The following is a 22,462-nucleotide window of genomic DNA, read 5'->3' on the forward strand; positions in this document are numbered from 1 at the left end:
GGGTGGGGCAGGCCGGCACGGCCTGCCCCACGCGTGTGCTCAGGCCCGGTTGGGATACTGGGGCCATGGCCGTCATCCGCGCGAACTCAGTCCTGCCCGCCCGCCGTGAGCCGATCACGCTCCACACCGCGGACGGGCTCGAGCTCGTCGGGGAGCTGGCCCGCCCCGCCGACCGCGCCCCCGCCGCGACGATCATCTGCCTGCACCCGCTGCCCACGCACGGCGGCATGATGGACAGCCACATCTTCCGCAAGGCCGCGTTCCGGTTGCCGGCCCTCGCCGGGGTCTCGGTCCTGCGGTTCAACACCCGCGGCACGGAGAGCGAGCAGGGCCGCAGCGAGGGCGAGTTCGACCACGCGCAGGGGGAGCGGTACGACGTCGCCGCGGCGATCGAGTACGCCGAGTTCCACGACTGCCCGAACATCTGGGTCGTCGGCTGGTCGTTCGGCACCGACCTGACCCTCATGCACGCCAACGATCCGGCGGTGAAGGGCGCGATCCTCCTCTCGCCGCCGCTGCGCTTCTCCGACGTGGAGCACCTCGAGGCGTGGGCGGAGTCCGGCAAGCCGCTGACGGCGCTGGTGCCCGAGCACGACGACTACCTGCAGCCGCCGGAGGCCGAGGAGCGGTTCGCGATCGTGCCGCAGGCCGAGGTCGTCGGTGTCGAGGGCGCCAAGCACCTGTGGGTGGGTGACGCCGAGATGGTGCTCGACGAGATCGTCCGCAGGGTGGCGCCCGAGGTCGACGTACCCCTGCCCCGGGAGTGGGACGGCGAGATGGAGACCGCCGACACGAGCTTCTACAACGCCAAGAACCGTGGTGCGTTCAAGGACGTGCCGGTGCCCAAGCCGCTGCGGGACTGACCGGGCGCCGAGCCGGGGCTACCGGGCGTCCTGCCTCCGGAGCAGGACCTCCTTGAGGATCAGCTGGACCGCTGCCGCGGTGGGGATCGCCAACAGCGCCCCGACCACGCCGAGCAGGCCGGCGCCGACCAGGGCCGCGATCACGATCAGCGAGCCGGGAATGTCGACCGACCGCGCCATCACCCGCGGGTAGATCACGTAGTTCTCGAACTGCTGGTAGACCAGGTAGAAGATCAGGCAGGCCAGCCCGATCTTCGGGTCGGTGGCGAAGCCGATCGCGGTCACCACCACCGCGCCGAGCGTGGCGCCGATCATCGGGATCACGTCGAGCAGCGCCACGACGACCGCGAGCGCCACGGCGTACTCCCCGAGGCCGACCACCATCAGGAAGATCAACGAGCTGATCCCGGCCGCGGTCGCGACCAGGAACGCCCCAGAGACGTAGCCGCCGACGTTGGCCAGGATCTGGTCGCCGAGGTAGGTCACCCGCTCGCGGCGGCTGGCCGGGGCGAACCGGTAGGCGAACCGCTTGATGCTCGGCAGCGAGGCGAGGAAGTACAGCATCAGCACGATCACGATGAACGTGTTGGCGATCGCGGAGACCACCGCGAGGCCGACCCCGATCACGCCGCCGAAGACGGTGTTGGCCCAGCTGCCGCCCTCGAGCGTCTTCTGGACCCGGTCCACGATGCCGTAGCGGTCGTCGAGGTCCTGGATGGTGCGGTTCTCCTGGAGCTGGCGGAACCAGTCCGGGGCGCGGTCGGTGATCGTGGTGACCTGGTCGGTGATGACGGGCACGATCGCGAGCACGAACAGCGCGATCGCGACGACCACGCCGACCGTCACGACGAGCACCGCCCAGGACCGCTTCAGCCCGCGGCGCAGGAAGAACTCGACCGCGGGGTTCAGCCCGATGGCGAGGAACATCGCGACCACGATCAGGACGATCACCGAGCTGATCGAGAGCAGCTGCTGACCCAGCCAGATCGCCAGCAGCGCGCCGGCGGCCCCGGTGAACCCCATGTAGAACGGCGAGTGCCGGGGCAGCGGCTGCCCCGGTTCGCCGTAGCCGAGCTCGCCCTCCTCGGGGAGCCGGTCGCGCAGGAACTCCAGCGACTGCTCCTCGGCGGTCAGCTCGTGACGCTGCGCCTTCGTCGCGGACCGCTGCGCGACACCGGCCGCACCGGTCGCCTGGTCGCGCGCCTGCTCCGCGCCCTCCGCGGACTCCTCGGCCTGCTCCGCGGCGTCGTCCGCGGCCTCCGCAGCCCGAGCGGCCTCGGCGGCCTCCTCGCGCGTCCGGCGGAGCTCGTCGTCGGCGTCGCTCACTTCTGGTCGCGCTCGGCTTCCGCGCCCTCGGCGGAGGTCGTGGTCTCTGCCTTCTGCTCCTGCGGCTCGTTGAACGGGTCGGTGAACCCGGCCACCACGTCACGCAGCGCCCCGAGCTGGGCGACGATCGCGTCACGGCGCCGCTGCACCCGGTCGACCTCGGCTCGCAGCGCGGCGAGCTCCCGCTCGGTGTCGGCCTGACCGGCCGCAACCAGGCTCTTGGCCTGCGTCTGCGCGGCGGTGACGATCTGCTCGGCCTCGCGCCGGGCCCGGGTCACCAGCCGCTCGGCCTCCTGGGCCGCCTGCTCGCGCACCGACCCGGCCTGCGCCGTGGCCTCACGGGCGCGCTCCTCGGCGGCCTGGGCCCGCTCCTCGGCCTCGCGCACCAGGCGGGCGGTCTCCGCGGTCGCGGTCTCGTGGTGCTCGGCGGCCTCGCGGGTGAGCCGCTCCTTCTCGACCGCGAGCGTGCGCCGGGCCTCCTGCACCTCCCGGTCGGCGGCGGCACGGGCCTGCTCGGCCTCGCGGCGGGCGCTGGTGCGCAGCGTGTTGCTCTCCTGCTCGGCGGCCAGGCGCAGCTGCTCGGCCTCGCGCCGGGCGCTGGCGAGCAGGTCCTCGGCCTCGGCGCGGGCCATCGAGCGCTGCTGCTCGACGTCGGCGGTCATCCGGGCCCGGGTCTCGTCGAGCTCCTTGAGCTGGACGATCCGCATGTCCTCGGCGTCGCGGCTCGCCTCCGCGCGGACCGCCTCGGCGTCCTTGTGCGCCTGCTTCTTGATCTCCTCGGCCTGCGCGCGGGCCTGCGCGAGCACCTCGTCGGCCTGCTCCTCGGCCAGCCGCAGCATCTCGCTGGCGCGGCCGCCCAGCCCGGCGTACGTCGGCTGCTCGTTCTCGGCCAGCTTCTGCTGCAGCTCGGCGACCTGCTTCTCGAGCTGCTTGAGGCGAGACCGGGCCTCGGTGAGGCTGGTCGCGAGGCCGGCCTTCTCGCCGGCGAGGGTGTGCAGCGCGCGGTCGACGGCTGCCTGGTCGTACCCGCGGCGGACCACGGGGAAGCTCTGCTGAGGGGTGACCGGCCCCGCAGCGCCGGCGCCGACGGTCTCGATGACCTGCGTCGCGTCGTCAGCACCGCTGTTGGAGGGATCGTCGTCGAAGATTGACAGCCCGGGTCGGTCATTCATGGCGTTTCCCCTACCTCGTTTGCGTGTTCAGGTGCCTAAGTCTGTCCGAGTGCCCAGGTTAGTCCGCCGATACCCCCGGGACACTCGGCCCGGAAGCGGCTGACCGCCGCACCCAGCAGACCTGGGTACGGCGGTCAGCGCGGCGTTGCGGGCGCAGCAGGTCAGACGCCGCGGAACCGGTTGATCTCGTCGATGTGCTTGGCGCGCATCTCCTCGTCGATGACGCCGAGCCCCTCCTCGGGTGCGAGGCACAGCACGCCGACCTTGCCCTGGTGCTGGTTCTTGTGCACGTCGAGCGTGGCCTGACCGACCTCCGCGAGCGGGTAGCTCTGCGACAGCGTCGGGTGGATCATGCCCTTGGCGATGAGCCGGTTGGCCTCCCAGGACTCGCGGTAGTTCGCGAAGTGCGAGCTGATGATCCGCTTGAGGTTCATCCACAGGTAGCGGTTGTCGTACTCGTGCATGTAGCCGGTCGTCGACGCACAGGTGGTGATCGTGCCGCCCTTGCGGGTCACGTAGACCGAGGCGCCGAAGGTCTCGCGGCCGGGGTGCTCGAAGACGATGTCGATGTCCTCGCCGCCGGTGAGCTCACGGATGCGCTTGCCGAAGCGCTTCCACTCCTTGGGGTCCTGGGTGCGCTCGTCCTTCCAGAACTTGTAGTCCTCCTCGGCCCGGTTGATGATCAGCTCCGCACCCATGCTGCGGGCGATCTCGGCCTTCTCGTCGGAGGAGACGACGCAGATCGGGGTGGCGCCGCCGTTGAGGGCGTACTGCGTCGCGAAGCCACCGAGGCCGCCGGAGGCGCCCCAGATCAGGACGTTGTCGCCCTGCTTCATGTTGCCGCCGTTGGCGCTGACGAGCTGGCGGTAGGCAGTGGAGTTCACCAGGCCGGGGGAGGCGGCCTCCTCCCAGGTGAGGTGCTCGGGCTTCGGCATCAGCTGGTTGGCCTTGACCAGGGCGATCTCGGCGAGGCCGCCGAAGTTCGTCTCGAAGCCCCAGATCCGCTGCTCGGGGTCGAGCATCGTGTCGTTGTGGCCGTCGGGACCCTCGAGCTCCACTGAGAGGCAGTGCGCGACGACCCGGTCACCCGGCTTCCAGTTGTGCACGCCGAGGCCGGTCTTGAGGACGACGCCGGCGAGGTCGGAGCCGACGATGTGGTAGGGCAGGTCGTGCCGCTTGGCCAGCGGCGAGACGCGGCCGTAGCGCTCCAGGAAGCCGAACGTCGAGACCGGCTCGAAGATCGAGGTCCACACGGTGTTGTAGTTGATCGCGCTCGCCATCACGGCGACGAGGGCCTCACCGGGACCGAGCTCGGGGAGGGCGACGTCCTCGACGTGCAGCGACTTGCGGGGGTCCTTGTCGCGGGTCTCGAGCCCCTCGAACATGTCGACCTCGTCCTTGTGGACGGTCGCGGCCTTGAAGTGGTCGGGGACCTCCATCGCGGCGAAGTCCTCCGAAGAGGTGTCACCGGCGAGGATGGCGTCGAGGATCTGCTTCACGGGAGCTCCTGGGGGTTCCGGGCGAGCATGGGAAATTTGGAGGGGAATCTACCGACGGGTAACCAAGGGTGTCAGCACCCTGTGACCTACTTCTCTAGACCACGATGGCACGCGCCCGGCCCGTCGGGCGACGGGCCGGGCGCGGTGGTCTGCTCAGTGCGCGGTGTCCGCGGGCTCGACGAGCTCGACGAGGACACCGCCGGCGTCCTTGGGGTGGATGAAGTTGATCCGGGAGTTCGACGTGCCGCGCCGCGGGGCGTCGTACAGCAGCCGCAGGCCGCGCTCGCGCAGGATCGCCGAGACCTGCTCCACGTCGCTGACGCGGTAGGCCAGCTGCTGAAGACCCGGTCCGGACCGGTCGAGGAACTTCGCGATCGTGGACTGCTCGTTGAGCGGGGCGAGCAGCTGGATCGAGGAACCCGAGTCGCCGACCGCGACCATCGCCTCACGCACGCCCTGCTCCTCGTTGGTCTCCTCATGGGTGACCTGCATGCCGAACGCGTCGCGGTAGAACGCGATCGCCTCGTCGAGATCGGGCACCGCCACGCCGACGTGGTCGATGCAGATGAACAGGTGCTCGGGGAGGTCCAGGTTGTTCGTCATGCGCGACATGGTCGTACGACGGGCCGCGGACCGGCGAGGGACTGTGACCAGACCGACACGTCCACCGGCAGATCACCCCTCCCGCCGGACCGGAGGTCGTATGTATGGTCCCTCGAAACAGGACTTGTTCTTTCCAGGAGGCCCCCATGTCCGGATCCGTCATCGTCGCAGGTGCCCGCACCCCGATCGGTCGCCTTTTGGGGGGCCTGAAGGACCAGTCCGCAGCCGACCTCGGCGGCGTCGCCATCAAGGGTGCCCTGGAGAAGGCCGGGATCTCCGGCGACCAGGTCGAGTACGTGATCATGGGTCAGGTCATCCAGGCCGGCGCCGGCCAGATCACCGCCCGCCAGGCCGCGCACAAGGGCGGCATCCCGCTCGGCGTCCCCTCGATCACCATCAACAAGGTCTGCCTGTCGGGCATCAACGCGATCGCGCTGGCCGACCAGCTGATCCGCGCCGGCGAGCACGACGTGATCGTCGCCGGCGGCATGGAGTCGATGACCCAGGCCCCGCACCTGCTGCCGAAGTCCCGCGAGGGCTTCAAGTACGGCGACGTGAAGCTGGTCGACTCGATGGCCTACGACGCGCTCTACGACCAGTTCACCGACCAGCCGATGGGTGGCCTCACCGAGAGCTGCAACGCCGCGGCGGCCCAGCTGTCCCGTGAGGAGCAGGACGAGTTCTCCGCCCGCTCCCACCAGCGCGCCGCCGAGGCGTGGAAGAACGGCGTCTTCGACGAGGAGGTCGTCCCGGTCGAGATCCCGCAGCGTCGCGGCGAGCCCGTCGTGGTCTCCCAGGACGAGGGGATCCGCGGGGACACCACCGCGGAGTCACTGGGCAAGCTGCGCCCGGCGTTCAGCAAGGACGGCACGATCACCGCCGGCTCGTCCTCGCAGATCTCCGACGGCGCCTGCGCCGTGGTCGTGATGAGCAAGGCGAAGGCCGAGGAGCTCGGCATCGAGTGGCTCGCCGAGATCGGTGCCTCCGGCCAGGTCGCCGGGCCTGACTCCACGCTGCAGATGCAGCCGGCGAACGCGATCGCCAAGGCCTGCGAGAAGGAGGGGATCAAGCCCTCCGACCTCGACCTGGTCGAGATCAACGAGGCCTTCGCGGCCGTCGGGATCGTCTCCGCCCGTGAGCTCGGCCTGTCCGAGGACAAGGTCAACGTCAACGGCGGCGCGATCGCGCTGGGCCACCCGGTCGGCATGTCCGGTGCCCGGATCGCGCTGCACCTGGCCCTCGAGCTCAAGCGTCGCGGTGGCGGCGTCGGTGCTGCCGCGCTCTGCGGTGGTGGCGGCCAGGGCGACGCGCTGATCGTCCGAGTCCCCTCTGCATGAGGCGGTCGACCGCGTCGGTCCCCGAGCTCGTCGAGCGGGCACGGTCCGGTGACGCCCGGGCCGTGGCCCGCCTGATCTCGCTGGTCGAGGACGCCTCGCCGCTGCTGCGCGAGGTGATGGCCGGGCTGGCGCCGTACACCGGCAACGCCCAGATCGTCGGGCTCACCGGCTCACCCGGCGTCGGGAAGTCGACGTCGACGTCGGCCCTGGTGACCGCGCTGCGCAAGAGCGGGAAGCGGGTCGGCGTGCTGGCGGTCGACCCGTCCTCGCCGTTCTCCGGCGGCGCGCTGCTCGGCGACCGGATCCGGATGCAGGACCACGCCCTCGACAAGGACGTCTACATCCGGTCGATGGCCTCGCGCGGCCACCTCGGCGGCCTGTCCTGGTCGACCCCGCAGGCGCTGCGGGTGCTCGACGCGGCCGGCTGCGACGTGGTCCTCGTGGAGACCGTCGGCGTCGGCCAGAGCGAGGTCGAGATCGCCGGGATGGCCGACACGACGCTGGTGCTGCTCGCGCCCGGGATGGGCGACGGGGTGCAGGCTGCCAAGGCAGGCATCCTCGAGATCGGCGACGTGTACGTCGTCAACAAGGCCGACCGCGACGGGGCCGAGCAGGTGCGCCGGGAGCTGCGCACGATGATCTCGCTGGCCGACCGACCCGAGGGCAGCTGGAAGCCGCCGATCGTGCTCACCGTGGCGCAGGCCGGCCAGGGTGTGGACGAGCTGGTCGAGGCGATCGACGAGCACCGCGCGTGGATGGAGTCCTCCGGCGAGCTCGAGCGGCGGCGGGTCCGGCGTGCCCGCGACGAGATCGAGTCGATCGCGGTCACCGCGCTGCGTGCCCGGTGGGGCGACGTGCACGGCCGCACCGAGCTCGACGACCTCGCCCGCCAGGTCGCGGAGGGCAAGAACGACCCCTACACGGCAGCAGACGTGCTGCTCGAGGCGTTCACCGAGCTGGAGTCGTCGACGCAGCCATCGAGCGAGTGAGCGCGCGCGCCTCCCACATCTGGTGGCGCGCGGCTGCTTCAATGCCGGATGGACTGGTGGGCTGTGCCTGCCTACGACTCGGGACGAAAGAGGGACGATGAAGAAGCCGGCGATCATCATCCTCGTGCTCTTCCTGGGCTTCTACCTGCTCCGGGACCCGGCCGAGCTCGCCGACTTCGCGCAGAACGCCGGCGTCGCAGGGTGGAACATGATCAGCACGCTGTTCGAGGCGATCATCGAGTTCCTCAACGCGCTGCTCGGCGACGACGCGGCCGCCTCCGCGGGCTGACGTGGCCGGCTGGCTGCGTCGTACCTTCGCCGACCCGAACATCGGTAGGCACCTCCTCCGCGACGAGGGGGAGGTCATCGTCGACGAGGTCTACAAGCACTGGGTGGTCTACATCCGGCCCGCGGTCGAGGGCGCCGTGGCACTCGGTCTGGTCGTGGTCGGGCTCTACTCGCGGGTCGACATCGCCTGGCTGCCGTGGTTCGCGGCGATCGGTCTCGGCCTGCACGCGACCTGGAAGGCGCTGGGCGCCTACATGGACCGGTTCGTGATCACCAACATGCGGGTGTTCCGCGTGCGCGGGGTGCTCGCGCAGCGGATGGCGACCATGCCGCTGGGCCGGATCCTCGACATCACCGTCGACAAGCCGTTGACCGGCCGCCTGCTCGGCTACGGCCACTTCGTGTTCGAGTCCGCGGCGCAGGAGCAGGGACTCCGCGACATCCGGTACGTCGGGCGCCCCGACGAGCGCGACCTGGCCATCCAGCGCGTGGTGGCCCGTGCCGGCCTCCGCGGCCGCTCGGTCACCCAGGACCCCCGGCTCCACTAGGGTCGGGGCGATGGCGAAGCACGGCAGGGGGCACAAGAAGCTCGACTTCGACCCGATCGACGAGGCCGCCCGGCAGTGGGCGCGTCGATGGGACGGCGTCGAGCAGATGCATGCCGTCACCTCCCTGATGCGGGTGCAGCAGCTGGTGCTCGGCCAGCTCGACGAGATCCTCAAGCCGCACGGGCTGACCTTCGCCCGCTACGAGGCGCTCGTGCTGCTGGTGTTCTCGCGCGCCGGGTCGCTGCCGATGGGGAAGATGGGGGAGCGGCTGCAGGTCCACCCCACCTCGATCACCTCGATCATCGACCGGCTCGAGGCCGCCGGGCTCGTCGCACGCCGGCCGCACCCCGAGGACGGCCGCGCGGTCCTCGCCGAGATCACCGACGCCGGCAGGACGGTCGTCGACGCCGCCACCGCCGACCTCGTCGCCGCCGACTTCGCGCTCGGTGCCCTCGGCACGGACGAGCTGAAGCTGGTCTCCGAGGTGCTGCGCCCCGTGCGCCGCGCCGCCGGCGACTTCTGACCCTCCGACCGGGGTCTCCGACGGGTCGACAGGATTAGTTGGACGTCCTACTATTTTTCCATGACCCAGGAGACGCCGAGGACCGATGCCCGCCGCCGCTGGCAGGAGCGGTACGACAAGTCGCGGGTGCGCGACGCCGACTTCACCACGCTCTCCGGGATGGAGGTCGAGCCGGCGTACGGCCCGGCCGACGAGAGCAGCTATCCCAACTTCGAGAACATCGGCTGGCCGGGAGAGTTCCCCTACACCCGCGGGCTGTACCCGACCGGCTACCGCGGCCGCACCTGGACGATCCGGCAGTTCGCCGGGTTCGGCAACGCCAAGCAGACCAACGAGCGCTACAAGATGATTCTCGGCCGCGGCGGCGGGGGACTGAGCGTCGCATTCGACATGCCGACGCTGATGGGTCGCGACTCCGACGACCCGAAGAGCCTGGGCGAGGTCGGCCACTGCGGCGTCGCGATCGACACGGCGGCGGACATGGACGTCCTGTTCGACCAGATCCCGCTCGGTGACGTCACCACCTCGATGACCATCAGCGGCCCCGCCGTACCCATCTTCTGCATGTACCTCGTCGCCGCCGAGCGGCAGGGTGTCGACCTCGGCGTGCTCAACGGCACCCTGCAGACCGACATCTTCAAGGAGTACATCGCGCAGAAGGAGTGGCTGTTCGCGCCCGAGCCGCACCTGCGCCTGATCGGCGACCTGATGGAGTACTGCGCGGAGAACATCCCGGCCTACAAGCCGCTCTCGGTCTCCGGCTACCACATCCGCGAGGCGGGCTCGACCGCCGCGCAGGAGCTCGCCTACACGCTCGCCGACGGGTTCGCCTACGTCGAGCTCGGCCTCTCGCGCGGGCTGGACGTCGACGTCTTCGCGCCCGGTCTGTCGTTCTTCTTCGACAGTCACGTCGACTTCTTCGAGGAGATCGCGAAGTTCCGCGCCGCCCGCCGGATCTGGGCCAAGTGGCTGCGTGACGTCTACGGCGCGAAGACCGAGAAGGCGCAGTGGCTGCGCTTCCACACCCAGACCGCCGGGGTGAGCCTCACCGCGCAGCAGCCCTACAACAACGTGGTCCGCACCGGCATCGAGGCGCTCGCCGCGGTCCTCGGCGGCACCAACTCCCTGCACACCAACGCGCTCGACGAGACGCTCGCGCTGCCCAGCGAACAGGCAGCCGAGATCGCCCTGCGCACGCAGCAGGTGATCATGGAGGAGACCGGCGTGGTCAACGTCGCCGACCCGCTCGGTGGCTCGTGGTACGTCGAGGCGCTCACCGACAAGATCGAGGCCGAGGCCAACGAGATCTTCGACAAGATCCTCGCGATGGGCGGCTCCACGCTGACCAGCGCCGACACCGAGGCCCTCGCCGAGACCGTCCGGCGCAGCTCCGGCGACGCCCAGGGCGGCGTCTGGCCGGTGACCCGCGGCATCCTCCGCGGCATCGAGGACGGCTGGTTCATGTCCGAGATCGCCGAGGCCGCCTTCCAGTACCAGACGGCCTTGGAGAAGGGCGACAAGAAGATCGTCGGGGTCAACTGCCACGAGGAGTCAATCACCCACGAGCTGGAGATCCTGCGGGTCTCCCACGAGGTCGAGGTCGAGCAGGTCCGCGAGCTCTCGGCGCGCCGCGACGCCCGCGACCGGGCTGCCGTCGAAGCCGCGCTGGCCCGCCTGGTCGAGGCCGCCCGCAGCGACGAGAACATGATCCCGGCGATGCTCGACGCCTGCCGGGTCGAGGCGACGCTGGGCGAGATCTGCGACGCACTGCGCGAGGAGTGGGGCGAGTACCGCGAGCCCGCGCGGTTCTGAGCCGCGGGTGCTGTCCGGGCTGGACCGGCTGACGCGGGCCTACTGGCGCGCGGTCGGGCGCCCGGTGGACCTGCGGGGCGAGCACGCCTGGCTCGACGCGCCGGTCCACTCCGGCTCCGTCGTCGGCGACGGCTGGGTCGACCACACCGCCGGCGCCTGGGGCGGCTCGGTCGAACGCGACCGGCCCGGCGCCGGGCTGCTCGCCGACCTGACGGTGCTGGACGGGGCCGGGTTCCGCGCGGCCGACCTCGACCCGCGGGTGCGCGCGTTCTACGAGCACACCTCCGACTGGCGGATGGAGGTCTGGACCCAGTGGGCCACGCTCTTCCAGCCCGGCGGTGAGCTGGTCTCCCGGATCTTCGGCCGGCGGGTCCAGCAGCTCGCGCTGCCGACCCGCCCCCTCGACGTCGCGCACGGCATGGACAGCAGCGTGACGCTCATCCTCGACCACGAGGCCCGGCAGCGGGCCGCCGCGTGGATCCGGACGCTGTGCTCGACCGGTGAGTACGTCTACTCCGGCTGTTATGACGTCGGCCGGCTCCCGGGGTCCGCGACGCCGAGCGTCCACGTCGCCTTTCCTCTCGAGCACGGCAACGTGCAGGTCTTCCTCCGGCCGCGTGTGCTGCCCGACGGCTCGCTGGAGCTGAGCTCGCCGCCGGGCCGGTTCGGCGCGGACGGCGCCTACGTCGTCGTCCGCGACCCGCGCGACGGCTCCCGCGCCCACGCCGCGCGCGTCCCGATCCACGAGACCTTCCGGGTGTACGTCGACCAGCGCGGCGTCCTGCGCACCGACCACGAGCTGCGGCTGTTCGGCGCTCGGGCGGTGCGGCTGCACTACCGGCTCGAACCGACCATGTCGTGAGTGGCGAGCACGACAGCCCGTCCGGGGTGTGCCGCCCGACGTGTCCGAGCCGGGTCTGAGAGCATCCGGTCATGGAGAATCTCCGTCGCGCCCTGTCCGGCCTCCCCGAGAGCCCGCGGGTGGTGGCCTCCGGCAACTTCGCCACGCCGTGGCAGCTGCTCGCGGAGGTCGACGCCCTGCTGCCGTCGTACCGGCTCTGGGTCCTCAACGCCCAGCCCGGCATGCCCGACCGCGAGGGCGTCGAGCTGGAGACGTCGTTCGTCGGCGTGGGGATGCGGTCCAGCCCGCGGCTGCACTACATCCCCTCTCGTCTCTCGCTGGTGCCCACCCTGTTCGAGGTGGCGAACCCGCCGGACGTCGTGCTGCTGCACACGTCGCTGCCCCGCGACGGGAAGGTGTCGCTCGGCACCGAGGTCAACGTGCTGCCGGCAGCGATCGAGGCGGTGCGTCGCCGGGGTGGCGTCGTGGTCGCGCAGACGAACCGGTTCATGCCCTACACCTTCGGCGACGCCGAGGTCAGCCTCGAGGACGTCGACGTGCTGTTCGAGGCCGACGTGGCGCTGGCCTCGCCGCCGCCGATGCGGGTCGACGAGGCCTCCGCGCGGATCGGGGAGCTCGTGGCCGCGCGGGTGCACGACGGGGCGACGCTGCAGGCCGGGATCGGGGCGGTGCCCGACGCCACGCTGGCGGGGCTGCGGGCCCGGCGGGGCCTGCGGGTCTGGACCGAGATGTTCTCCGACAGTGTCCTCGAGCTCGAGCGGGTCGGCGCGCTCGACCAGACCAGGCCGATCACCACGTCGTTCCTGTTCGGCTCACCGGAGCTCTACGCCTGGGTGGACGGGAACCCGCGGGTGCAGATGGCGCGCACCGAGACCACCAACGACCCGGCCCGGATCGCCGCCAACACGGCGATGACCAGTGTCAACACCGCGCTCCAGGTCGACCTGTTCGGTCAGGCGAACGCGTCGCGGATCGGGGCGAAGATCTACTCCGGCTTCGGCGGCCAGACCGACTTCATCGTCGGTGCCCTGCACAGCAAGGGCGGCCAGGCGCTGATCGCACTGCGCTCCTGGCACCCCAAGGCGGACCGGTCCACGATCGTCCCGCTGGTCGACGAGCCGGTGACGTCGTTCCAGATGACCGCAGTGGTCACCGAGCAGGGCGCGGCCGGGGTGTTCGGCCACGACCAGAAGGCTCAGGCGCGGAACCTGATCGAGGAGGCCGCGCACCCGGACGTGCGCGAGGAGCTGTGGGAGGAGGCGCACGCGCTCAGCCTCGCGTGACGCTAGGATACTTAGGTAACCCTTTCCTAAGTAAAGGTCCGTTCCGATGTCGTACGCCGTCCACGTGCCGACGCGCGCCCGCACCGCGCGTCACGCCGGTGGGCTGCTGCTCCTCGGTGCAGCCGTCGCCCTGGTGGCGCTCGCCAGCCTGGCCTGGGGGGTGCGCGACCTGTCGGCGCCGACGGTCTGGCACGCGCTGGTCTCGCCGGTCGCCGGCGACAACGACCACCTGGTGGTCCGCGACCTGCGGGTGCCGCGGACGGTCCTCGGAGTCGTGGCCGGGGCCGCGCTCGGGCTCGCCGGGGCGGTCATGCAGGGGCTGACCCGCAACCCGATCGCCGATCCCGGTCTGCTCGGCGTCAACTCCGGCGCCTCGCTCGCCGTGGTGGTCGCGATCACCTGGCTCGGCGTCTCCCACCCGGTCGGCTACGTCTGGTTCGCCTTCGCCGGAGCCGCCGTTGCCGCGGTCGTGGTCTACGGGATCGCGTCGGCGGGGTGGGAAGGCCCCACGCCGGTCCGGCTCGCCCTGGTCGGCGCCGCCTTCACCGCGGTGGCGACGTCGCTGATCACCCTGGTCGTGCTCGGCAACCTCTCCACGCTCGACCAGTACCGGTTCTGGTCCGTCGGCTCGCTGGTCGGCCGCCCGCTCGGCACGGCGACGCTGCTCGCGCCGTTCCTCGCTGTCGGCGCGGTCCTGGCACTCGGATCGGGACGGCTGCTCAACGCCCTGTCCAGCGGCGACGACGTCGCGCGCGGCCTCGGCATCCACGTCGGCCGCGGGCGGGTGGTCGCGATGCTGGCCGTCGTGCTCCTCTGCGGCAGCGCCACCGCGCTGGTCGGGCCGATCGCGTTCGTCGGCCTGGTCGTCCCGCACCTGGCCCGGGCGGTGATCGGGCCCGACTACCGCTGGCTGCTGCCGTACTCCGCGCTGCTCGGCGCCGCCTTGCTGCTCGCCGCCGACGTGGCCGGCCGGCTGCTGGTGCAGCCCGCTGAGCTCGAGGCCGGCCTGGTCGCCGCGGTGCTCGGTGCCCCGGTGATGATCGCGCTCGTGCGCCGGACCCGTCCGGTGGCGCTGTGAGTGCCGTGACCGCCGTACCCCAGCACGCCGTGGACGCGGTGCGCGCCTCAGCCCGGCGGGGGCGTCGCCGCTCCCGCGCTGTGGGTACGACCCTCACCGCGATCGCCCTGGCGCTCGCCGCGGCGGCGCTGATGCTCGGCGACTACGACGTGCCACCCGGCGAGCTGGCTCAGGTGCTCGCCGGGCAGGGCAGCGGCCTGGCCGACTTCGTGGTGCTCGACCTGCGCCTGCCGCGGCTGACGATGGGCGTCCTGGTGGCCGTGGCCTTCGGGCTGTCCGGCGCGGTGTTCCAGGGGGTGCTGCGCAACCCGCTGGCCAGCCCCGACATCATCGGCGTCTCGGGCGGCGCCAGCGTGGGCGCCGTACTCGCCCTGGTCGTGCTGGGGCTCAGCGGCCCCTGGGTGTCGCTGACCGCGTTCGGTGCCGCGCTCGCGGTGGCGGCGGCGACCTACCTGCTGTCGTGGAACGGCGGCGTGGCCGGCCAGCGGTTCGTGCTCACCGGCGTCGGGCTGGCGTTCGTGGCCAGCTCGGTGCTCGGCTACCTGCTGACGCGCAGTGACGTGCATGACGCCCAGACCGCGATGGTCTGGATGGTGGGCAGCCTGGGCAGTCCTGACTGGGACGCGATCGCGCTCGTCGCCATCGCCCTCGTCGCACTCGTGCCGCTGACGGCCGCCGCGGTGAGCCGGCTGCGGCTGCTCCAGCTCGGTGACGAGACCGCCACGGCCCTCGGAGTGCGCAGCGAGCCGGCCCGCGCCGGCGTGCTCGTGCTCGCGGTCGCGCTGGCTGCCGTCGCGACCGCTGCCGTGGGTCCCGTCGCCTTCGTCGCGTTCACCGCTCCGCCGGTCGCACGCAGGCTGGTCGGTGACGGCGGACCGGCGCTGCTGATGTCGGCGCTCACCGCGGTGGTGATCGTGCTGAGTGCCGACCTGGCTGCGCAGCACCTGCTCCCGCAGCGCGAGGTGCCGGTCGGCATCGTCACCGGAGCGGTCGGCGGACCGTTCCTGCTCTGGCTGCTCGCCACGTCCGGCCGTGCACTCGGCCGCTCAGGAGGTCGCTGATGTCCGTGTCTCCCACGTCCCGGCTCCGGGCCGAAGCCGTCAGTCTCGGCTACGACCGGGGGCTGGTGCTCGACCGCGTCGACCTCGCGGTCGACGACTCGGCGGTGACCGTGATCGTCGGCCCGAACGGTTGTGGCAAGTCCACCCTGCTGCGCGGGCTCGGCCGGCTGATGCGGCCCAGCGAGGGCAGCGTCGTCCTCGACGGGTCCGACATCCACCGGCTGCCGACCCGGTCGGTGGCGCGGGTGCTCGGGCTGCTGCCCCAACAGTCCACGGCACCCGAGGGCCTGACCGTGCGCGACCTGGTCGCCCGGGGGCGGCACCCGCACCACGGCTGGTTCGGACGGTGGAGCGCCGGGGACGACACGATCGTGGCCGGGGCGATGCTGGAGACCTCGACGCTGGAGCTCGCCGACCGGCGGGTCGACGAGCTCTCCGGTGGCCAGCGGCAGCGGGTGTGGATCGCGATGGCGCTCGCGCAGCGGCCCGACATCCTGCTGCTCGACGAGCCGACCACCTACCTCGACATCGCCCACCAGATCGAGGTGCTCGACCTGCTGCGCCGGCTCAACCGAGCCCGGGGCACGACGGTGGTGATGGTGCTGCACGACCTCAACCTGGCGGCCCGCTACGCCGACCACCTGGTCGTCATGGCCGGCGGGCGCGTGCTGCACCAGGGAGCGCCGGGGGAGTGCCTGACCGCCGACACGGTCCGGGAGGCGTTCGGCCTGGAGTCCGTGGTCGTCGACGACCCGGTGACCGGATCGCCGCTGGTCGTGCCGGTCGGGGCGGCGCACACGGCGACAGTAAGTTAGGTTAGGCTAACCTCAATATCTGCGACGACTCGCGTCGCGCATGACCAGAAAGAGCCTTGCCGTGTCCCTGTTCCCCTCGCGGTCGAGCCGACTCCTCGCGCTCGCCGCTGCCTTCGCCCTCACCCTGTCCGCGTGCGGCTCCTCGGAGGCCGGCGAGTCCGGGCCCGCTTCCGGCACCGCCGAGTTCGAGCCGGTCACCATCGAGCACGCGCTCGGCACGACCGAGATCGACGAGGCGCCCGAGCGGGTCGTCGCGTGGGGCTGGGCCAGCGCCGACGCCGCGATCGCGCTCGGCGTGACGCCGGTGGCGATCCCCAAGCAGAGCTACGGCGGCGACGCCGACGGCGTGCTGCCGTGGATCCGGGAGGAGCTCGAGTCGGAGGGCGAGGAGATCCCGACGATCCTGTCGGAGACCGAGGAGCCGCCGTACGAGGAGATCGCTGCCGCCGAGCCGGACCTGATCCTCGCGACCTACTCCGGAATCACCCAGGAGCAGTACGACCTGCTCACCGAGATCGCCCCGGTCGTGGCCTACCCCGACCAGCCGTGGTCCACCCCGTGGCGCGAGGTGATCACCACCACCGGCGAGGCGCTCGGCCGCAGCGACGAGGCCGCGCAGCTGCTCGACGACATCGACGCCGAGGTCGCCGCCGCAGCCGAGGAGCACCCTGAGCTGTCCGGGAAGACCGTCGCCGCGGTCGCCGACTCCGCCGGCACCTTCTACGTCTACCGCGCCAGCGACCCGCGGGTGGAGTTCACCCTCGACCTCGGCCTGGAGAGCGCACCGAGCGTCGACGAGCTGGCCAACGGTGACTCCAGCTTCTTCTACACGCTGTCCTACGAGCAGCTCGACAAGCTGACCAGCGACGTGCTGGTCGTCTACGCGCCCAGCCAGGAGGAGGCCGACCGGTTCCTGGCCTCCAAGCCGGCGCAGGCGATGGAGCAGGTCCGGTCCGGTGCCGTCGCGCAGGTGGTCGGTGCGGACTTCGTCGCCTCCGTCTCGCCGCCGACCGCGCTCTCGCTGACCTGGGGCCTCGACGAGTACGTCGCGCTGCTGTCCGACGCCGTGGCGGCCGCCGGCTGACCCCGTGTTGGTGAACGGCGCCGGGGATCGGGAAAGATAGGCCGCATGAGCACGCCATCGTTCTCGCGCCCCGGCGCCGTCGACCTGTCCGCCCTGAAGCGATCCGCCCAGGCGGCCCCCGGTGGGGCGGCCGGTGGGGCGGCCGCTCGCGGCACGACGGCCGGCGGCAGCTACTCCGTCGAGCTCGACGAGCAGAACTTCCAGGCCGAGCTGCAGGGCGTGGCCAACGCCCCGGTGGTGCTGGTGTTCTACTCCGCGCAGATGCCGGCCAGCCAGACCCTCGCCGACGACCTCGACACCCTCGCCTCGGAGTTCGAGGGCCGGTTCCTGCTCGGGCGGGTCAACGTCGACGCGGCGCCCGGGATCGCCCAGGCGCTGCAGATCCCGTCGGTGCCGCTGGTGGCGCTGGCGATGGGCGGTCAGCTCGCGCCGCTGCTCCAGGACGCCCCGCCGCTGGCCGAGCTGCGCACCCTGATGACCCAGGTGCTCCAGGCCGCTGCCGCCCAGGGGATGACCGGCCGGGTCGCCCCGCGCGGCGGTGCGCCGGTCGAGGAGGGCGGGCCGCAGGTCGACCCGCGCTACGCGCCCGCCCAGGAGGCGTTGGAGGCCGGTGACGTGGACCGTGCCGTCGCGGAGTACCAGAAGCTGCTCGACGCCAACCCGGCCGACGCCGAGGCGGCCGGCGGCCTGGCGATGGCGAAGGTGCTGCAGCGTACGGCGCACCTCGACGCCACCCAGGCACAGGCGGCTCGCGCGGCCGGTGCCGAGCGCCCCGACGACGTCGATGCCCAGACCCTGGTGGCCGACCTCGACCTGCTCGGCGGTCACGTCGACGACGCCTTCGCCCGGTTGGTCGACCTGGTGCGTCGTACCTCCGGCGACGAGCGCGAGAGGGCCCGCACCCACCTCGTCGGGCTGTTCGCCGCCGTCGGCAACGACGACCCGCGCGTGCTCAAGGCCCGGCAGGCGCTGGCCTCCGCGCTGTTCTGAACCGCCGTCGCTCGGGTCAGCCCTTGACGGAGCCGGCCATCAGGCCGCCGACGAAGTACCGGCCGAGCACGACGTAGACCACCAGCGTCGGCACCGAGGCGATCATCGCACCGGCCATGCTGGCGGCGTAGTTGCTCAGCTGGCCGCCGGCGAGCGCGTTGAGGGCGATCGTGACCGGTCCGTTGCGGATGTTGGACAGGAAGATCGCGAACAGGAAGTCGTTCCACACGGAGGTGAACTGCCAGATCACGGTCACCACGAAGCCGGGGGCCGACAGCGGCAGGATCACCCGGGCGTAGGTGCCGAGCATCCCCGCCCCGTCCATCCGGGCGGCCTCGATCAGGTCCATCGGGATCGACTCGTAGTAGTTGCGGAAGATCAGCGTGCAGATCGGCAGGCCGAAGATCGTGTGCACGATGATCAGCGCCGGGATTCCGTTGGCGACACCGATGTCGCGCATCAGCTGCACCAGCGGGATCATCACCGCCTGGTAGGGGATGAACATGCCGAACAGCAGCAGCGCGAACACCACGTTGGCGTAGGGGAACCGCCACCGGGAGAGCACGAAGCCGTTCATCGAACCGAGCATCGAGGACATGATCGACACCGGGATGGCCAGGTAGAACGTGCGGATCAGCGGCTCGTGCAGCGCCTCCCAGGCGGTGCGCCAGCCGTCGAGGGTCCACGCCTCCGGCGGCAGCCACGCCTGCGACGACGAGGTCTCCGCCGGCGGCTTGAAGCTGGTCACCAGCAGGACGTAGGCCGGCAGCAGGATCACGGCGAGGAACAGCACCAGCAGCAGGTAACGGACCACCTGCGCGAGGGTGCGCCGGCGACGGCCGGGGCGCGGGGAGGCACTGCTCCGGGCGACCGGGAGCGGGGCCGGGGTGCTCGTGGTGGTCATGACCGCCTCTCCGTCCGCACGGTGTAGACGAGGTAGGGGATGACCACGAGCGCCACGACCGACAGCAGGATCGTCGCGATCGCCGCGGCCTTGGCGTAGTCGTAGGACAGCAGCGTGGTCCACATGTACGTCGCGGGCACCTCGGTCTGGTAGATCGCACCGGAGACCGACATGATCAGGTCGAACACCTTCAGCGACATATGGCCGATGATGATCAGCGCCGAGAGCGCCACCGGCGAGAGCTGCGGGAAGATCACGTGCCGGTAGAGCTGGAACTCCGAGGCGCCGTCCATCTTGGCCGCCTCACGCAGGTCGTCGGGGATCCCGCGGAGCCCGGCCAGGAACAGCGCCATCACGTAGCCCGAGAGCTGCCAGACCGCGGGCAGCGCCATGGCCGCCATGCCCCAGTCCGGGTCGGACCACCAGGCGTTCTCCAGCGCGCCGAGGCCGATCGTCTGGAGCAGCCGGTTCAGGCCGCTGGCGCCCTCGCCCTGGGAGCTGTTGAGCAGCCACCGCCACACGACACCGGAGGCGACGAAGGAGACCGCCATCGGGAACAGGTACGTCGAGCGGAAAAACCCCTCGCCGCGGACACCTCGCTCGAGCAGCAGCGCCCACAGCAGCCCGAAGAACATCGTGCCGCCCATGAACACCACGGTGTAGGTGAGCAGGTTGGTCATCGCGTGCTGGAACCGGTCCTCGGTGAACAGGTTCGTGAAGTTCTCCAGACCGACGTACTCGGTGGCCGGGCCGATGCTGTGCCGGTTGGAGAGCGAGATGTTGATGTTCTGCCCGATCAGGCCGTAGACGAAGACCGCGATGAGCACGATCGTCGGCGACAGCAGGAGCAGACCGGGTCCCCAGTTGCGGATCCCCTTCACGGACCCTCTCCTTCCGGCTCGTGTGCGGTGGTCGACCGGGGCCCGAGCCCCGGATCAGCGCGGTGGGGTGCGCCGTGAGCGACGCACCCCACCGCGCGTGTCGGTCGTCAGCCGAGGTGGTTCTCGGCGGCCCGGACGAGACCGTCCTGGAACTCGCCCACGTCACCGGAGCCGCCGAACTGGCCGACCGCCGAGGTGATCTCGGTCAGCCACGCCACCGGGGCGGCCGCGCCGTGCGCGAGGGACGGGACGATCGTGTCCTGGCCGAACGCCTCCATCGCGGCCTGCTGGTACTCGTTGTAGGCGGCCGGGTCGGCGTCGGTGCGGACCGGGATCGAGCCCTTCTTGGTGTTGAAGGCCTCCTGGCCCTCGGCGCTGCCGACCACGCTCAGCCATGCCTTCGCGCCGTCCTCGTTCGGTGCGCCCACCGGGAGGGTGAACGAGTCGGCGAGGAAGTCGAAGACGTCGGCCTGGCCGGGCACGGGGAACCAGCTATAGTCCTCACCCTCGGTCAGGCCCTGGTCGATCAGCGAGCCGGCTGCCCAGTCGCCCATCACGGTGTAGGCGGCCTTGCCGTCGAGGACGTACTTCAACGCGTCCGGCCAGTCCAGCCCGGACCGGTCGGTGTTGGCGTAGGACAGCACCTCGTCGTAGGCCTCGAGCGCGGCCGTGACCTCCTTGGAGTCCCAGTCGGTGTCGCCGTTCCACAGGCCGATGTAGCCGTCGGGTCCGAGCGAGGAGATCAGGATCGTCTCGAACAGGTGCACCTGGGTCCAGTCGGTGGCCACGCCGAGGGGCGCCTTGACCCCGCTCTTGCGCAGCTTCTCCATGTCGGCGATCCAGGCATCGAGGTCAGCGGGCACCTCGGTGATGCCGGCCTCCTCGAGCACGGTCGGGTTGGCCCACACGACGTTGGCCCGGTGGATGTTCGCCGGCACCGAGTAGATCTTGCCGTCGACGGTCAGCGCCTCGAGCACGCCCTCGGGGAAGACGTCACGCCAGCCCTCCTCGTCGTACAGCGAGCTGATGTCCTGGATCTGCCCGGCCTCGATGTAGTCGGCCAGCTCCTCGCCGGCGTGTGCCTGGAACGTGTCGGGCGGGTCCTGGGACTGCAGCCGGGACGCGAGCACGGCCTTGGCGTTGCTCCCGGCGCCGCCGGCGACCGCGCCGTTGACGAACTCGTAGTCGGGGAACTGGTCGTTGAACGTCGCCACCAGGCCGTCGAGGCCGGCCTTCTCGCCGCCCTCGGTCCACCAGGTGAAGACCTCGACCTTGCCGCCGGCCTCTGCGCCCTCGCCGTTGCCGTTGCCCCCGCCGTCGTCTCCGCCGCCGCACGAGGCGAGCACCAGGCCCGCGACCACGGCACCGGCGACCAACGAAATCTTCCTCATGGTCGTTCCTCCAGTTGTTGGGTGGTGCTCGCCGGAGCCGCTGCCCCGGACGTGTGTGGGTTGTCCTGACCCGGGCGGCAGCGGATCGCGGTCACCTGACCGGTCAGGGTGAGCTCGCCGCAGGAGTACGGCGTGAGCAGGGTCTGCCCTGCCTCGAGGTGGATGTCGTGGCCGTTCTCCGTCAGCAGCCGGCCGGTGCCGGCCACCACGACGACGACCGAGAAGCCTGCGTCGCTGCGCGCGTCGTCGAGCTGCCCGTCGAGGACCTCCGCCCGGAAGAACGGGTCGGCCGCCGCCGGCAGCACCGATGCCACAGGGCGGCCGAGGTCCTCCCAGCGGCCGCGGAGCGCGCTGAGCCCGTCGGGGCTCAGCGCGCTTCGGTCGACGCTGGTGAGGGCGAGCGCGCGGTCCAGGCCCAGCCACGACTGGTTCGGGTCGAGGCCGAACCGGGCGTGCTCGAGCATCACGGAGAAGTCGGTGGGCTCCTGCAGTTCGACGGCGAAGACGCCGGCGCCGATCGCGTGCGGCTGGCCGGCGGGCACGAGCACGGTGTCGCCGCGCCGCACCGGGAACTCGTTGAGCACCTCCAGCAGCTGCTCGTCCTGGGTGTCGACCATGGCGGTCAGCCGTTCCTCGGCGAGGTCCTCGCGGAAGCCGAGCCAGACGCTCGACCCCGGGTCGGCGTCCAGGACGAGCCAGGCCTCGGTCTTGCCGTTGGGGCAGTGCAGGTGTCTGGTGGCGAAGGCCCGGTCGGGGTGGACGTGGACCGGGAGCCGCTCGGCCGCGTCGAGCAGCTTGACCAGAAGGCCGGGCTCGGAACCGTGCCGGGCCACGTGCTGCGCACCCAGCCAGGCGTCGGGGTGCTGGTCGAGCTCGGCGGTCAGCGTCACGCCCTCGGGCAGGAACGTCAGCCCGTCGCCGCCCTCGGCGAACAGGTGCGTCGTGGAAGCGAGCCAGTCCTCGGGCCGCCGGCCGTCGAAGTCGGCCCCCTCGGGCAGACCTCGGAAGTGCAGGATCTTGCGGCCGCCCCGGTAGAACCGTTGGGGTGTGTTCACGTCCAACAGGACGGGCGACAGACTCATTGCGGAGGCTTTCTGCCGACGGCAAAATCTTCGATACCGAACTATTAAGTGACCCTAGGGCCGTCCCAACC

The 22,462-nt window shown here is 71.3% G+C and carries 22 protein-coding genes; 14 read left to right on the forward strand and 8 right to left on the reverse strand.

Translation table 11 applies throughout. The features are described from left to right. Positions 1-65 precede the first annotated feature (65 nt). A complete protein-coding gene (locus ACYVIH_RS01065) occupies positions 66-863 on the forward strand; it encodes an alpha/beta hydrolase (RefSeq protein WP_460864955.1) in 798 nt (265 codons plus the stop codon). A gap of 18 nt (positions 864-881) precedes the next feature. Here the strand turns inward: ACYVIH_RS01065 and ACYVIH_RS01070 are convergent, their stop codons facing one another. The 4 genes from ACYVIH_RS01070 to mce form a co-directional block, all read right to left on the reverse strand. Further along, positions 882-2,189, reverse strand: coding sequence for an AI-2E family transporter (locus ACYVIH_RS01070; protein WP_460864957.1), 1,308 nt, complete (start codon positions 2,187-2,189; stop codon positions 882-884). Continuing rightward, a complete protein-coding gene (locus tag ACYVIH_RS01075; RefSeq protein WP_460864959.1) occupies positions 2,186-3,361 on the reverse strand; it encodes a hypothetical protein in 1,176 nt (391 codons plus the stop codon). Before ACYVIH_RS01075 ends, ACYVIH_RS01070 begins: the two co-directional genes overlap by 4 nt. A gap of 161 nt (positions 3,362-3,522) precedes the next feature. Then, a complete protein-coding gene (ccrA, locus tag ACYVIH_RS01080; RefSeq protein ID WP_460864961.1) occupies positions 3,523-4,860 on the reverse strand; it encodes a crotonyl-CoA carboxylase/reductase in 1,338 nt (445 codons plus the stop codon). A 153-nt stretch (positions 4,861-5,013) separates the two neighbouring features. After that, entirely contained in the window at positions 5,014-5,463 is a 450-nt protein-coding gene (gene mce, locus ACYVIH_RS01085; protein WP_460864963.1) for a methylmalonyl-CoA epimerase, read from the reverse strand. Between the two features lie 146 nt (positions 5,464-5,609). Between mce and ACYVIH_RS01090 the strand changes: the two genes are divergently transcribed. The 13 genes from ACYVIH_RS01090 to ACYVIH_RS01150 all read left to right on the forward strand — a co-directional run bounded on the left by ACYVIH_RS01090 (position 5,610) and on the right by ACYVIH_RS01150 (position 18,133). Then, entirely contained in the window at positions 5,610-6,800 is a 1,191-nt protein-coding gene (locus tag ACYVIH_RS01090) for an acetyl-CoA C-acetyltransferase (protein WP_460864965.1), read from the forward strand. Then, positions 6,797-7,789 carry a methylmalonyl Co-A mutase-associated GTPase MeaB gene (gene meaB, locus ACYVIH_RS01095; RefSeq protein WP_460864967.1) on the forward strand — a complete coding sequence of 331 codons (993 nt, stop codon included), beginning with the start codon at positions 6,797-6,799 and terminating at the stop codon, positions 7,787-7,789. Before ACYVIH_RS01090 ends, meaB begins: the two co-directional genes overlap by 4 nt. A gap of 97 nt (positions 7,790-7,886) precedes the next feature. Further along, the gene (locus tag ACYVIH_RS01100; protein WP_460864970.1) at positions 7,887-8,078 is read left to right on the forward strand and encodes a hypothetical protein; all 192 of its coding nucleotides are present in this window, start codon (positions 7,887-7,889) and stop codon (positions 8,076-8,078) included. Position 8,079: 1 nt separating this feature from the next. After that, a complete protein-coding gene (locus tag ACYVIH_RS01105; RefSeq protein ID WP_460864971.1) occupies positions 8,080-8,625 on the forward strand; it encodes a PH domain-containing protein in 546 nt (181 codons plus the stop codon). 10 nt (positions 8,626-8,635) lie between these two features. Then, on the forward strand, positions 8,636-9,148 hold the full coding sequence (locus tag ACYVIH_RS01110) for a MarR family winged helix-turn-helix transcriptional regulator (protein WP_460864973.1): 513 nt from the start codon (positions 8,636-8,638) through the stop codon (positions 9,146-9,148). 60 nt (positions 9,149-9,208) lie between these two features. Further along, positions 9,209-10,960 (forward strand): acyl-CoA mutase large subunit family protein, encoded by a 1,752-nt coding sequence (locus ACYVIH_RS01115; RefSeq protein ID WP_460864977.1) that lies wholly within the window; start codon positions 9,209-9,211, stop codon positions 10,958-10,960. A 7-nt stretch (positions 10,961-10,967) separates the two neighbouring features. Then, entirely contained in the window at positions 10,968-11,822 is an 855-nt protein-coding gene (locus tag ACYVIH_RS01120) for a hypothetical protein (RefSeq protein WP_460864980.1), read from the forward strand. Between the two features lie 71 nt (positions 11,823-11,893). Further along, positions 11,894-13,105 (forward strand): acetyl-CoA hydrolase/transferase family protein, encoded by a 1,212-nt coding sequence (locus ACYVIH_RS01125; protein WP_460864982.1) that lies wholly within the window; start codon positions 11,894-11,896, stop codon positions 13,103-13,105. 46 nt (positions 13,106-13,151) lie between these two features. Beyond that, on the forward strand, positions 13,152-14,183 hold the full coding sequence (locus ACYVIH_RS01130) for a FecCD family ABC transporter permease (protein ID WP_460864985.1): 1,032 nt from the start codon (positions 13,152-13,154) through the stop codon (positions 14,181-14,183). Continuing rightward, positions 14,180-15,244 carry a FecCD family ABC transporter permease gene (locus ACYVIH_RS01135; RefSeq protein ID WP_460864987.1) on the forward strand — a complete coding sequence of 355 codons (1,065 nt, stop codon included), beginning with the start codon at positions 14,180-14,182 and terminating at the stop codon, positions 15,242-15,244. Before ACYVIH_RS01130 ends, ACYVIH_RS01135 begins: the two co-directional genes overlap by 4 nt. Then, positions 15,244-16,059, forward strand: coding sequence for an ABC transporter ATP-binding protein (locus tag ACYVIH_RS01140; protein ID WP_460864989.1), 816 nt, complete (start codon positions 15,244-15,246; stop codon positions 16,057-16,059). The genes ACYVIH_RS01135 and ACYVIH_RS01140 overlap by 1 nt, the downstream gene beginning before the upstream one ends. 61 nt (positions 16,060-16,120) lie before the next feature. Then, positions 16,121-17,143 (forward strand): iron-siderophore ABC transporter substrate-binding protein, encoded by a 1,023-nt coding sequence (locus ACYVIH_RS01145; RefSeq protein WP_460864991.1) that lies wholly within the window; start codon positions 16,121-16,123, stop codon positions 17,141-17,143. Between the two features lie 45 nt (positions 17,144-17,188). After that, positions 17,189-18,133 (forward strand): co-chaperone YbbN, encoded by a 945-nt coding sequence (locus ACYVIH_RS01150; protein WP_460864993.1) that lies wholly within the window; start codon positions 17,189-17,191, stop codon positions 18,131-18,133. A 16-nt stretch (positions 18,134-18,149) separates the two neighbouring features. Here ACYVIH_RS01150 and ACYVIH_RS01155 read toward each other — a convergent pair whose 3' ends face one another. The 4 genes from ACYVIH_RS01155 to ACYVIH_RS01170 all read right to left on the reverse strand — a co-directional run bounded on the left by ACYVIH_RS01155 (position 18,150) and on the right by ACYVIH_RS01170 (position 22,364). After that, positions 18,150-19,037 carry a carbohydrate ABC transporter permease gene (locus ACYVIH_RS01155; protein WP_460864996.1) on the reverse strand — a complete coding sequence of 296 codons (888 nt, stop codon included), beginning with the start codon at positions 19,035-19,037 and terminating at the stop codon, positions 18,150-18,152. Beyond that, the gene (locus tag ACYVIH_RS01160; protein ID WP_460864998.1) at positions 19,034-19,918 is read right to left on the reverse strand and encodes a carbohydrate ABC transporter permease; all 885 of its coding nucleotides are present in this window, start codon (positions 19,916-19,918) and stop codon (positions 19,034-19,036) included. Before ACYVIH_RS01160 ends, ACYVIH_RS01155 begins: the two co-directional genes overlap by 4 nt. A gap of 107 nt (positions 19,919-20,025) precedes the next feature. Further along, positions 20,026-21,309: an ABC transporter substrate-binding protein gene (locus ACYVIH_RS01165; RefSeq protein ID WP_460865000.1), complete on the reverse strand. Its 1,284-nt coding sequence runs from the start codon at positions 21,307-21,309 to the stop codon at positions 20,026-20,028. After that, a complete protein-coding gene (locus ACYVIH_RS01170) occupies positions 21,306-22,364 on the reverse strand; it encodes a class I mannose-6-phosphate isomerase (protein WP_460865002.1) in 1,059 nt (352 codons plus the stop codon). The genes ACYVIH_RS01165 and ACYVIH_RS01170 overlap by 4 nt, the downstream gene beginning before the upstream one ends. Positions 22,365-22,462: the final 98 nt, after the last annotated feature.

This window comes from Nocardioides pakistanensis, assembly GCF_054781215.1.